Genomic DNA, 13,480 nt, shown 5'->3' on the forward strand with positions numbered 1-13,480 from the left:
GTGCTAACCCTTTGCGACCCTTGCGTAATACTTTGCGTTCTTAGCGGTTAAAAATATCCGGTTTCGTAACTTTGAACCTTTGCAACCTTAAACTTTAAACCTTAAACAAAAAATATGTTATATTCAAGAATAGAAGGAGAAGGAGAACCTTTGTTGATTTTGCATGGTTTTCTCGGAATGTCCGATAACTGGAAAACATTAGGAGGACAGTTTGCAGAACAAGGATATCAGGTTCATATATTGGACATGAGAAACCACGGACACAGTTTTCATTCCGATGTTTTCAATTATGACGTTATGGTTGCCGATGTTCTCGAATATTGCGAACAGAACCATTTAGACACCATAAATATAATAGGGCATTCAATGGGAGGGAAGGTTGCCATGTTTTTTGCCGTTTCCTATCCTGAAAAGATAAATAAGCTAATAGTAGCCGATATTGGCCCAAAATATTACGCTCCCCATCATCAGGATATTTTAGCTGGTTTGAGTGCTGTAGATTTTACAAAAAAACCCGGACGTAGCGATGTAGAAGCGATACTTAAAAACTATATAACTGATTTTGGAACCCGTCAGTTTCTAATGAAAAGTCTGTACTGGGAAACACCCGGACAACTCGCTTTTCGATTTAATCTGAAAGTTTTTCTTCAGAATCCGGATACAATAGGAGCCGCTTTACCCGAAAGTGCCGTTTGTATAAAAGAAACATTGTTTCTCAGAGGAGAGAAATCAGATTATATAAAAGACACCGATACTAAAATAATTCGACATCATTTCCCAAATTCAGAAATAAAAACAATCAGTAATGCAGGACATTGGCTACACGCAGAGAACCCAAAAGACTTTTTTGATTCCGTAGTCGATTTTCTGAAAAAATAAACAATAATGAAATAAAAGGACCCTGTTGTTCTTGATAATTATTCTCATTTCTTAAATCTGTTTTTTAAGGTATTCTTGGTTTTATGACTTTAAAACCAAGAATACCTTAATTTTTTTATTCTCATTTTTATACGGTATTTATTATGCATGCATAGTAAATTCAAGAAAAATAGTATGAGTGCATAATAAATTCGTTAAAATTATTGTAAAATTCATATTTTGTTTTACATTTGAAAAATCTATTTTTTGATTTCAATAAACAAACAAACAAAATTTAAGGTTATGAGAAAACTGTTATCATTAACACTAATGACATTTGCGACTTCGATCGTATTTGCAGGAGGATACCGTGTAAGTTTACAAGGTCAGAAACAACTGGCAATGGGACATACCGGTGTAGCCGTAGTAAATAGTGCCGAAGTTCTGTTTTTTAACCCTGCAGGGATGGCTTTCTTAGAAGACAAGTTTAATTTCTCAGTAGGAGGGAATTTATTAGTTGCAAAAACAAAATTTCAGAATGAAACTTATGGCTGGAGGGCTAGTACCGATAATACAGGTACCCCGTTCACCGCTTATGCAGCCTACAGAGTTACAGACTGGCTTTCCGTTGGTCTAGCAGTATACACACCTTATGGTAGTACTGTAAAATGGGATAAAGACTGGCAGGGTTCTCATCTTGTTAATAATATTAAGTTAGAAGCATTTTATATACAACCGACAGTATCGATCAAAGTAAATGAGAAATTCAGTATCGGAGGAGGTCCTATCTATGTAAATGGTAGTGCTAATCTAAATAGAAATCTTTCCAGAAGTTTAACAGATGAAGCAGGTAATCGCTCCAATGTAACCATAGATGCCAAAGGTGTATCTGCTTGGGGATATACACTGGGCTTTATGTTTAATCCTACTGAAAAAATCCGTATGGGATTTAATTATCGCTCAGAAATTACAGTACAAGCAAGAGGAGAAAAAGCAACATTCCAGAATATTCCTACCTTTCTTCAGGGAACATTCACAGATACTAAATTTGATGCCGATTTTCCATTACCCGCAGAAATTTCTGTAGGGATATCCTATCAGGTTACAGACAGACTGTTACTTGCTGCCGATTATAACAGAACACAATGGAAAGTATACGATGCATTAGTTGTTCATTTTGAAAATAGTGTTCCTACCTCTTATAACCCGAGAAACTATAAAGATTCTGATGCCTACAGATTAGGTGCTCAGTATAAAGCAAACGAGAAATTCACAATTAGAGCAGGTTGGTATGTAGATCAGAGTCCCGTACAAGATGGTTATTTTGCACCAGAAACACCAAGAAACAGTTCTATGGGCTTTACAGGAGGATTAACCTATCAGATCACTAAAAAATTAGGAGTTGATTTCTCATTCCTTTACTTGCATTTTGATGAAGTGGATAATTCCTATGACCATTTTATTGAAGACGGTCATGCTGTTACATTTGGCGGAACCTATAAATCAAAAGTATTTTCTCCGGGTCTTGGTTTAACCTATAGTTTCTAATTTTAATAAAAAGAAAGATGAAAAATAAATTTATATATTTAGCACTTTTAGCAATCAGTTTTACAGCATGTGATCCCGAATTTGATCATCCGGTAGAAGACGGCGGAACTTACACCGCAGGTGATGCTGATTTCTCATCCTATGTAGCTATAGGAAATTCACTTACCTCCGGTTATATGGACGGAACCGTTTCCAGAACAGGTCAGTCTTATTCCTTCCCGAATACTCTTGCAAAGCAGTTTGCAGTAGTAGGCGGTGGAGAATTTACACAACCTTCCTATGCAGACGATGTTAATAATCTCGGTGGATTGGTTTTAGGTGGTACTCAGATAGGTGCTACCCGATTAATTATTAATCTTGATCCTACAGTAAACGGACCACAGAATTTAAAAGGAACCCCTACAATTGATGTTTCAAAACTTCAAACTACAGCCTATAATAATATGGGTATTCCGGGGGCAAAATCATTTCATTTGATGTTGCCTAATTATGGTAATATAGCAGGTGTTGCAACCGGTACAGCAAACCCATACTTTGTACGTCATGCTACAACACCATCTGCAACCGTTATAGCAGACGCAATGACTAAAGATCCAACTTTCTTTACCAACTGGATTGGTAATAATGATGTATTAGGTTATGCTACCGCCGGAGGCGTTAGTACAACAGAAGGTACAGGAGCTGCGGATATTACACCTTTATCTATTTTTGAAGCTTCTTATACAGGAATTATTAATACATTAACCTCAAAAGGAGCAAAAGGAGTAGTAGCTACAATTCCGGATGTTACCACAATTCCGTTCTTTACCACAGTGCCTTATAACCCTTTAACAGTAACTGTATTAGGGAAAGGTAATCCTGCTGTCGGAGTAGCAACAGTTCAGGCTTTAAATGCTCAGTTATATGGTCCTTTAAAACAGATTCTTACAGCACTGGGACAGGGAGACAGAATTAATTTATTATCCGCAACAGCAGCCAATCCTCTTTTAATTAAAGATGAAAGTTTAACAGATCTTGGTGCTCAGATTTCTTCCATCGCATCAGGGAATCCGCAGTTGGCTCCATTAGCAGCCTTTTTAGGAGCAACATACGGCCAGGCAAGACAAGCAACCACTTCTGATCTGGTTTTATTAACCACAAAAGGAGTAATCGGTACAGCTCCGGTAGGAGTGCCGGCACCATTAAATGCATATGGTATTGCGTATCCTTTACAAGACCAACATATTTTAATACCAAGTGAGATACAAATCGCAAAAGATGCTACTACAGCATTTAATAATGTCATTAAATCTGTGGCTGCTTCTAAAAATCTTGCTGTAGCGGATATGAATGCTATTATGACACAGTTAGTAACCGGGCTGAGAGAAGCAGATGGTCAAATCTATACCAGTGATTATTTTAGTGGAGATAAAGTAAGTACAGTTTTATTCTCTTTAGATGGCGTACATCCTAATGCAAGAGGATATGCCGTAATTTCTAATGAAATTATTAAAGTGATCAATAAACATTTCAATGCAAAGATTCCTCAGGTAAGTGCCTCAGGATATCCAGGAGCAACAATTTTGGCAAAAAACTAACTAACCCGTTTTTAATATTAAAACAGGCTGTTCTGCTTTGGGATAGCCTGTTTTTTTTGTTTTAAGGTTTAAAGTTAGCAGAGCGACTGTAAACTGTATATTGAGACTGAGTACTGAAAACTTTTACTTCCCTGAGAACTAAACTCCTAGTTTGCTCCTGGTGTTGTTTTTTGATCTCCATAATTAGACTTAAATCTATAATTTATTATTAGATAATTACGTAACAAAAACGTGTTTTTTAAGCATACTTGTTTGTTTTTTGTGTTGTTTTTGTAAAATAAGTATAGAAAAAAGAATGTTTTTTTATAAAAAAAACATCGAAAACATATAGGGTATTGTTTATAAATTCCTATGTTTGTTTTTTAAGAAAATTTTTACTTAGAAAAAAGTATAATATGAAAAACACACTACTGTTTTTTAGCTTCCTGTTCTTTTCGATATCAGGTTTCGCTCAGAAGAAATTATCATTCAGTTACGATGCTGCCGGAAATCAGATCAAACGAGAACTGATTTGTATTAATTGCAGAATGTTACCCGATTTTGAAGAATTAGAGGAATTAGAGGACTCAGTTGTTGACACAGAAGAAGAAGGGCTTAATGATTTTACAGAAAAAGAATCAGCCGTAGTTAACTATTATCCTAATCCCACCAGAGAAGAACTTTATATGAATTGGGAAAATACCCCCAATGCCGTTATTCATACTATAGACGTATTTACCACAAGAGGGCAGATCATCCGTTCCTTTACCAATCTTTCAAAAAAAGAAACATTGACCATTCCGTTTAACACTGTGCCCATAGGTACCTATCACGTACAATTACACTATCGGGACGGCAAAAAGAAAGTGATCTATATTATCAAGAAGTAATTTAGTTTTCAGTTTACAGTACTCAGTTCACAGTCTCAGTGTTCAGTTTACATTTGCCGGGCTCCGTTAACGAACTTTGCAACTTTGAACCTCTGCAACTTTAAACAAAACCTCTACCAACCAAATACCAATAACTAACACGCATGAAACAACATTACTTTATACCTGTACTTTTTGGTCAGGAACAGCATAAGAATAGCAATTATAGCATTATAAAATATCCCGTTTTATTTTTTATCTTATTTTTCACATCGGTTTTATTTTCTCAGAATTATCATGATACACAAGGTAAATTAGAAATATCTGGCTCCGGTCAGGCTGTTTATACTTTACCGATAGTTATGCCACCTAGTTTAAAAGAGGTTGGTCCAGTCATTAACCTGACCTATGCTAGTGGACAATTAGGAGGAATTGCTGGTCAGGGATGGGGTGTGAATTCCATTTCTAATATTAGTAGAATGGCAAGTAGAAAAGATATAGATGGTTTTGTGGATGGAGTTGATTTTGATAATAATGATATGCTGGCATTAGATGGTCAGCGGTTAATTCTTAAATCAGGTATTTATTGGGCTGACGGATCCGTTTATGAGACAGAAGTACAATCCAACACAAAAGTAGAATTAAAAGGAGTCGGATCAGCAATTTATTTTATAGTTACTAGTCCAGATGGTTCAACCGCATGGTATGGGAATTACGGAGGGATAAATGCAACAGATTTAACAGCTTATTATATTGTTCGTTTTGAAGATACGAATGGGAATTATAGTACGTATCATTATACAAATCCATCAGGGAAAACTTTATGTATTAGTGAAATAAAATTTAGTGCAAGTACAAAAGGCTTAGTACCGTTAAATAGTATTAAGTTCAATTACAAATTAGCTAAAAGAACAGAATCCACTTTTATAAAAAATATAAAACATGAGAAAGTAGTTTTACTGGATAATATTGAAGTAAAAACAAATAATCAGTTATTTAGAAAATATCAACTTACTCATACTGTCGATTCACAACTGGGATATGAAAGAGTAGCACAGATACAGGAATTTAATGGAGCTTTAGAGCCTGCAAATCCGGTGGTTTTTGAATATAATACAACGCAAACAGATATTAAGGGTTCGGAGAATCAGATTACTTATGTTAATAATCTGAATTTTAATAGTATCGAACTTTCAGGAGATTTTGATGGAGATGGTAAATTGGATTTCACTACAGATACTCATATATTCACTAAATTATTTCAGGGAAATAGTGGTTCTGTTCCTGTTAATTCTCCTATAATTATAGATAGTCAAAATACTTTTATTGCTACTACATTAACAAATAATAAACTAAATCAATATCAGTCTATTGTGAAATATGGAGGAACAGGGAATTTCAATATTTATGATGTCCAAAATGGTAATTTGAGCCTTTCATATATAAAAAAATTTAGTTTCCCATTTCATCTTTCTTGTTTTAGAATTATAATGCCTTGTGATACTGTAAAAGAAGGTTTTCTTGAAGGAGATTTTAATGGAGATGGAATTTCAGAAGTAATAATGTATAACACTTGTAAGAGTGGGACAGGTCCATTTGCAATAACAAGTGAATGTGACGAATTTTATTGGATAGATCTTAATCCAAATGTATCTAGTTTACATTCAGGTGATTTTTTTCAGCCTGATCCTGCTCCAGGAGCTTCAATATTTCCAAGTTCTGATTTAATAAGAGGAAAAAAAAGATATGTAGCAGATTTTAACGGTGATGGAAAATCAGATATATTGGCGATAGATACTTATGACGGAAGTTATAGAATAGTAGGTGTAAAACAATTGACAGAAGCACCGTGGGTAGAGTTGGAGCTTTTGGGAGAAGGAATATTAGATGTGTATTCAAAAACAAAACAAATCTTATTTGGGGATTTCAATGGAGATGGAAAGACCGATATTATGATTCCGGATGGAGAAGGAGGACCTGGACAAACGCTCTGGCATATTTATTACAGTAATCCAAACCCTGCAGGAGGAGAATTCTTTGCTAAAGAATCACACACGATTGTTGAATACTGGCCTGATACAAAAAGAACATATAAAACACAGACCCATTTCAGTAATTATTATGCTCTGGATACTAATGGTGATGGGAAATCGGATTTAGTCAGAGTATGGAGAAAAATTTATAAACCCAATTTGACTATTAACGATCATAATACAACCTGGGTTGTAACTACTTTTGTAAATAATATTGGGAATACAGCTGTTTCAGGGAATAAGTTTGTGCCGGATTATACTTCTCCGAGTAACCATGACAGCGGATCTCCTGATATACCGGTTCCGGTAGTTTCAAACTATAAATATCAGGATGTCAATAATGAATTGGTAATGGTTCGAAATCATCATAACCAGTTAACCTATATTAATTTTACTAAAGACGTACTACAAGACGGTTTATTGAAAAAAGTAGTGGCTTCAGGAGGAAATATAGTGGATGAAATCACTTATAAAACAATGGAATCATCTACCCTGAATAATGGGCAGGGCACTTTGAGTGAGTTTTATTCATCATCAAATTCAGTTACATTTCCAAATATTGAATTAAAAAAACTGTCTGCAAATAATCTGGTAGCTCAGCTAAAGAATACAACAGACGGAGTAATAAAATACCAGGATTTCAGATATCATGGTTTCGTAGTGAATATGCATGGATTGGGAACTATAGGTTTTAATAAAACAGGCAGAAGTGCCTGGTATCAGAATGCCGCCGGTCCGAGAATATGGAGTGTTACCGAAAATGATCCGTTATTAAGAGGCGCTACAACAAGAATGTACTCTCAACTGGTTAATAACGGAAGTCAGTTTTCTTTTATCAATACCGGAAATCCGACAGGGATCATAAACAGTACAGTCAATTTATTTAAAACATCTACTCAGAAGAAGATTTATTCTCTTCTGTTGGAGAAGCAGACGGTAACTGATTATATGACTAATGTAATTACAGAAACAACAAATACATATGATCCGGTCTATCAGTTACCAATACAAACTGTAACCAAAAATCTTTTGGGAACAGCTTTGCAGGGAACACATACCACCACGACCACTTTTGATAATAACCCTACAGGTGCAGGGATGGCGTATTATATAGGACGTCCACAAAAAGTGATTACTACTGCCTCTGCTTATGGAGATTCTTTTTCGACAGAACAGAAATACACCTATACTAATACTAATCTGACCCGATTAGAGAAAAAGGGAAATACAACTAAAGCATTCTATCTGACGGAAGATTTTGAATATGACGGTTATGGGAATATAAAGAAACAAACCATAAGTGTGCCTGGAGCTATACCCGCAGTAACACCAAGAACAACAGAGTATACTTATGAACCTACAGGACGATTTGTGAAAACAGTAAAAGATACAGAAGGTTTAATAACCACAACAAATGGATATCATCCTTTATACGGTTTAGCATTGGGAGTTACAAATGCTTATGGATTAACTATTGCAAATACGTATGATAACTGGGGTAAACCGACAAAAACAACAGATTATTTAGGGAAAAAGACAGAGTATCTTTATATAAAAGGATCGAAAGAGTATACAGTATCTAAAATAGGTGAAGACGGCAGCAATAGTGTGGTAATAAATGATGTATTAGGCAGAGTAAAGAAAACAGGAGTGAAAAATGTTGAAGGAAAATGGGTCTATAAAAATACAACTTATGATTTTCTGGGATTAAAAACACAGGAAAGTGAGCCTTATTTTGGATCCGGTCCTTCTTTATGGACTACAACCCAATATGATATTTATGGTAGACCTGTAGAATCTACAGCAGCTACAGGAAGAGTTACGAAAATAACCTATAATCAGCTGGCAACAACAATTGATGATGGTATAAAAATCAATACAACCATTAAAGATGCATTGGGGAATGTCGTTTCCGTTACTGATCCGGGTGGAACTATTAAGTATGCCTATTATGCTAATGGAACTGCGAGAACCACGACTTATGATCAGACCGTTATTACCCAAGAGCAGGATGAATGGGGCAGAAAGATAAAATTAACCGATCCTTCCGCAGGAACCTATGCCTATGAATATAACGCACTGGGTGAATTGTTGAAAGAAACCACCCCAAAAGGGACGACCACTTTTGTACTTGATGCAACAGGAAAAGTAATAAGCAAAACCATTAAAGGCGATGGTACCGATATGGCAATGACCTATACCTATCATCCTACTACCAAATTACTAACGAAGTTACAATCCGTAAGTAGCGGTGAAACATCCACCTACGAGTATAGTTATGATGCCTATCAACGTTTAAATCAAACCATAGAACAAACCCCTTTTGCCCGTTTCCAGAAAAATAACACCTACGATGCCTTTGGCAGAGTAGAAAAAGAATATAGTGGCGCAACCAATTTAAGAAATGCCAAAACCGTTTCAAAATGGGTTAAAAATAGTTATAAGAATGGTTATCACTGGCAAATATTGGATAATGATACTAATAATATGCTGTGGCAGGCAGATGTTACCAATGCCAGGGGACAACTCGAAAAAGCCACATTAGGTAATGGAATTGCCATTACCAATACCTATGATGCCTATGGTTTTGTAACCACAATGAAACACGATCGCACCGGAGCAACTTCCGCAACCGTCATGCAGCTGACCAATTCCTTTAATCCGTTAAAAGGAACACTCAACAGCAGAACCAACAGCCTATTCAATAAAACCGAAACCTTTCAGTATGATAATCTGAACCGATTAACCTATTATCCTAATAGATATGGTCGTCAGGAAGAACAACTCTACGATCAGAAAGGAAGAATAACCCAAAATAGTATAGGAACTTATGAATATGGAAACAACGCAAAAGCGTATCAGAATACCGGAATAATCCATGTGCCGGAACTTGCTGATAATGAAGATGTTTTTAAGGACGGTATGGAAGAGAGAACAGGATGGGGCATATCAAGATATCCGGGAGGTAATTTCTTTTCATATGATAATACTAAAACACATACGGGTAATTATTCTATAAAATTGACTACCCCTCAAACAGTAACAGTATGTTATTTGCTTTCAGACAAATCAGTTCCTATTGATAATCAAGTAGATACGCAATATACTTTTTCAGGCTGGGTGTATAGTGATAATTCTATAGCTCAACTTATATTATTTATGTATAAAGAAGGAGAAATCGGTTATTATACACAGGTTGAGTCTGTTAATACAACTGTTAAAAATAAATGGCAATATATCACTAAAACGGTTACAGTTCCTGCTCATATTAAAAAATTAAAGATTCGTTTAGATAATGTAGGTAACGGTAATGTCTGGTTTGATGATGTTTTGATTCAAAAGGAATTAGTAACCTCGGCAGTACTGGAGGGGTACTATGCCAATAGAGAAGGGTTATTTAATGATAGTATGGAAGAACAAGGAGGATGGACTACCGGAGTGATTAGCTCCGCAGATATTATCTATGATTTTTCCAAGGCAAAAACCGGAAAATATTCATTAAAAATGAGTACTCCGGCAAGACCTGTAAATTATGTTCAGTCTGACGAATCAATAGTTATTGATAATTCGGTAGCGACACAATATACTTATTCAGGCTGGGTGTATAGTGATAGTCCAACAGCTCAAATAGTCTTGTTTATGTATAAAGAAGGAGAAACCGGTTATTTTACCCAAGTTGCTCATCTTAATACGACTGTTAAAAATGAATGGGTTTATATTACTCAAACCGTTACAGTTCCTGCGCATATTAAAAGTTTGAGGTTAAGATTAGATAATATAGGAAATGGTAATGTATGGTTTGATGATGTGCAGATTCGAAAAACTGCCAATCCAAAAACCGATCTGAGACAACTGAATATTACGTATAATGCCTTTAAAAGTCCGGTACAAATTGAAGAAACCGGAGTCGATAAGATTAGTTTTAAATACAATCCATTTGGACAGCGTAGCAGTAGTTTCTATGGCGGACTCGAAGCCGATCCGGGACGCCGAAGCCAACGTAAACACTATTCACATGACGGTAGTATAGAAATAAAAGATAATATCGTTACAGGAAATACAGAATTTGTTATCTTTATTGGTGGCAACGGTTATAGTGCTCCCGTAATATTAAAAAGTGATGGCACTAAAAATGATTATTACTATCTGCATCGGGATTATCAGGGCAGTATACTGGCAATTACCGATCAGGCAGGGGCAGTTGTAGAAAAACGACATTTTGATGCATGGGGAAATTCAGTAGGAGATTTAAAAATATTGGACAGAGGGTATACCGGACACGAACATTTGCAGAGTGTAGGAATTATCCATATGAACGGTCGTTTATACGATCCTAAAGTACATCGTTTCCTGCAACCGGATAATTTTATACAAGACCCTACTGATACGCAGAATTTTAATCGGTACAGCTATGTGTTAAATAATCCGTTACTATATACCGATCCCAGTGGAGAAAGTTTTGTAGCAGCAGTTATAATTAGTGCAGCAATAGCAGCTACAACGTATACCATGACGGCTTTGTTAGCAGATGTTCCTTTTACAACAGGAGGTTTTATGAAGTCGTCCATTATGGGAGCTATAAGCGGAACAGTAACTTTTGGAATAGGGACCGCTGCTACAGGTATAACTCAGTTGGGCGCCAGAATGACTTTTCAGACATTAGCCCATGGAGCATTTCAGGGAGCAATGAGTGGAGTTCAGGGAGGTGATGTTTGGACCGGTTTTGCCAGTGGTTCTTTAAGTAGTATAACAAGTAGTCTCTGGAGCGGAGGTAAAATGGCAAATGAAAGTACATGGAAAGGCGTAGGAGGTTCCTGGGGTAATGGTAGTTTTGGTACAATTGCTTTTGGTACGGTTTCCGGAGGAGCAGGAGCTGCTATGACAGGTGGTAATTTTTGGCAGGGAGCAGCAACGGGATTAGTGGTTTCAGGATTGAATCATGCGATGCATGATAATGATGATAATGTCCGTATAAACACAAAGAATAAAACAGTTGAGGTAGAAAGAACGGGAGATAATTTTGATAGGATTTTTGTTGATGGTGAAGAGATTATGGCTACAACAAGAGGATTATTAGGAGAAGAATTGAGAGGTAATGGGTTTACTATTAGTGAGAAAGGTCCATATGGAGCTGGAATGAGATTAACGGATTTGGCTTTAGAAGTGTTTGGAACTAAAGGATTAGGGAAACTTGGAAGTGTAACTATATCTAAATATTTTGGAGCAAAATTATTTAATAGTAAAAGTGTAGGATATGCAAGTAAACTATTTGGAAGATATCACCCGAAATTCCTACCAACAGGAACAAAAGGAACTCTAAATAGTGGTTTTATTAGAACAGGTTGGGGAAATAATGCAGGAGTTAATACTTTCAGAACGTCTGTAGGGCATACTCCAAATCAATTAGGACATTTAGACTGGTTTTGGAAACCTTAAAACATATCATATGAAGAGTATCAATTTTACAAAGGAAAATCTTGAAAGTTTAAAGTCATTAGAGCTTAAGGGATTAGATAAAAATATTTTATTTTATACAATTAATTTGCTTAATAAGATTAATTTTCAAAATATAGAGATCATTAATTCTATTATTGAAATTAGACAAGAAATCAATAATGATAGCGTATGTTTTACATTAAATTCTGAAAAATGTATTCCTATGGAAATTGTTTTGCATAAAAATTATATTGATATGACTGTAGGCAATTTTCAATCAATTCGTGAAATGTATAAAATAAATGAAAGTAAGATAAATAACGAATTGAAATTTTTATATAAATGGTTTAATTATGACATCGTTAATAAAGTGAAATATTCTGGAAAATTAATTGTTTACAGTAAATTTTATAACAAATTAAATGCTTCGGATGTTATATTCAAATCATCATCATTGTTTAGTTTTTTATCAGTAGGTAGTAGTGAAGAGATTGGATACAAATCTTGGATGAAATAAAGTGTCTTGTCCTGAAATAGGTTTACACAAAAGAGAAACAAAAAGGAAATATTTATTCCCTGCTGGCACGAGTATCTTGCTCGTGCCCTAGTTCATAATGTTTTAGTTTATTTTAACTCTAGGAAATAGTTTTATGTGGTCACGAGCAAGATGCTTGCGCCAGCGGGTGTCTTGTCTTCTGCTGGCGCGAGCATCTTGCTCGTGTCCTAGTTCTTAATGTTTTAGTTTATTTTAACTCTAGAAAATAGTTTTATGTGGTCACGAGCAAGATGCTCGCGCCAGCGGGGGGCTGTTGGTTCTGGAATAATTTATAATAATTAAATATAACATGAATAATATTGAAAAAGAAGTTATTGTTTTTTTTGAAAAATATGGACTCATTGATAGTTCCATAAATATTAATGATTTTATAATTAATAAAATTTCTTTGGATAAAGAAGATACTATTATGGTTTTTGAAGATTTTATGACCGAATTCCAAATAGAAAATAGTTTAGATTTTATGGTTGAAAAATATTTATACAGTTTAAATTTTTTAGATACAATAAAAATTACAATTTTTAATATGGATTCAAAAAAATATAAAGAAAAACCTCCTATAACGATAGCTCATATGATAGAAGTAGCTAAAAGAAAAGAGTGGTTTGATCCTGAATAGAGATA

General features: G+C 35.2%; 7 protein-coding genes. All 7 read left to right on the forward strand.

The features are described from left to right. Positions 1–114 precede the first annotated feature (114 nt). The 7 genes from AC4FQX_RS13880 (at position 115) to AC4FQX_RS13910 (ending at position 13,475) form a co-directional block, all read left to right on the forward strand. Positions 115–879 carry an alpha/beta fold hydrolase gene (locus AC4FQX_RS13880; protein WP_491168316.1) on the forward strand — a complete coding sequence of 255 codons (765 nt, stop codon included), beginning with the start codon at positions 115–117 and terminating at the stop codon, positions 877–879. 282 nt (positions 880–1,161) lie between these two features. Then, a complete protein-coding gene (locus tag AC4FQX_RS13885; protein ID WP_491168317.1) occupies positions 1,162–2,406 on the forward strand; it encodes an OmpP1/FadL family transporter in 1,245 nt (414 codons plus the stop codon). Between the two features lie 17 nt (positions 2,407–2,423). Then, positions 2,424–3,983 (forward strand): SGNH/GDSL hydrolase family protein, encoded by a 1,560-nt coding sequence (locus AC4FQX_RS13890; protein WP_491168318.1) that lies wholly within the window; start codon positions 2,424–2,426, stop codon positions 3,981–3,983. A gap of 395 nt (positions 3,984–4,378) precedes the next feature. Further along, positions 4,379–4,852, forward strand: coding sequence for a T9SS type A sorting domain-containing protein (locus AC4FQX_RS13895; protein ID WP_491168319.1), 474 nt, complete (start codon positions 4,379–4,381; stop codon positions 4,850–4,852). A gap of 143 nt (positions 4,853–4,995) precedes the next feature. Beyond that, the gene (locus tag AC4FQX_RS13900; protein ID WP_491168320.1) at positions 4,996–12,300 is read left to right on the forward strand and encodes an RHS repeat-associated core domain-containing protein; all 7,305 of its coding nucleotides are present in this window, start codon (positions 4,996–4,998) and stop codon (positions 12,298–12,300) included. Between the two features lie 10 nt (positions 12,301–12,310). Beyond that, positions 12,311–12,817, forward strand: coding sequence for a hypothetical protein (locus AC4FQX_RS13905; RefSeq protein ID WP_491168321.1), 507 nt, complete (start codon positions 12,311–12,313; stop codon positions 12,815–12,817). Positions 12,818–13,145: 328 nt separating this feature from the next. Further along, a complete protein-coding gene (locus AC4FQX_RS13910) occupies positions 13,146–13,475 on the forward strand; it encodes a DUF1493 family protein (RefSeq protein ID WP_491168322.1) in 330 nt (109 codons plus the stop codon). Positions 13,476–13,480: the final 5 nt, after the last annotated feature.

It is taken from the genome of Flavobacterium sp. AK-301 (assembly GCF_058310215.1).

Bases quoted from the DNA above. Each gene is read 5' to 3' on its own strand.
- AC4FQX_RS13880 (WP_491168316.1), top strand. From the start codon at position 115: ATGTTATATTCAAGAATAGAAGGAGAAGGAGAACCTTTGTTGATTTTG.
- AC4FQX_RS13885 (WP_491168317.1), top strand. From the start codon at position 1,162: ATGAGAAAACTGTTATCATTAACACTAATGACATTTGCGACTTCGATC.
- AC4FQX_RS13890 (WP_491168318.1), top strand. From the start codon at position 2,424: ATGAAAAATAAATTTATATATTTAGCACTTTTAGCAATCAGTTTTACA.
- AC4FQX_RS13895 (WP_491168319.1), top strand. From the start codon at position 4,379: ATGAAAAACACACTACTGTTTTTTAGCTTCCTGTTCTTTTCGATATCA.
- AC4FQX_RS13900 (WP_491168320.1), top strand. From the start codon at position 4,996: ATGAAACAACATTACTTTATACCTGTACTTTTTGGTCAGGAACAGCAT.
- AC4FQX_RS13905 (WP_491168321.1), top strand. From the start codon at position 12,311: ATGAAGAGTATCAATTTTACAAAGGAAAATCTTGAAAGTTTAAAGTCA.
- AC4FQX_RS13910 (WP_491168322.1), top strand. From the start codon at position 13,146: ATGAATAATATTGAAAAAGAAGTTATTGTTTTTTTTGAAAAATATGGA.